This is a genomic window from Streptomyces sp. AC555_RSS877, assembly GCF_019049245.1.
Lineage (GTDB): Bacteria > Actinomycetota > Actinomycetes > Streptomycetales > Streptomycetaceae > Streptomyces.
Genome location: NZ_JAGMUK010000148.1, coordinates 1 through 426 on the forward strand (window position 1 = coordinate 1; position 426 = coordinate 426).

Consider the following 426-nt stretch of genomic DNA (forward strand, 5'->3'; position numbering starts at 1 on the left):
GGCACCGACGACACATAATTCGCCAGCCCCTCGTGGGTGACCGCGACACCCTTCGGCCGCCCCGTCGACCCCGACGTATAGATCACATACGCCACCTGCCCCGGCCGCACCTCCACCACCGGCGCCGCCGCCGAAGCAGCCCCCAACTGCATCACCACCAACGCGTCGTCCACCGCCACCAGCCGATGCCGGCCCGCCGGAAGACCATCCAAAATCTCTTCCGTCGTCAGCGTCAGCACCGCACGGCTGTCCCGCAGCTGGAACGCGATCCGCTCCGCCGGCTGCCCCGGGTCAAGCGGCAGATAGGCCGCCCCCGCCTTCCACACCGCGAGGATCCCGACCAGCGTCTCCACCCCACGCGGCAGACACAAACCCACCACCGACTCGGCACCCACCCCCTGCACCCGCAGGAAACGCGCCAGCCGA

1 protein-coding gene is annotated in these 426 nt (G+C 70.2%); it reads right to left on the reverse strand.

Going from position 1 to position 426, the window contains the following annotated elements:
- Window positions 1-426 (reverse strand): AMP-binding protein (locus tag KUM49_RS50900; protein WP_217241512.1); only part of this gene is annotated, 426 nt, incomplete at both ends.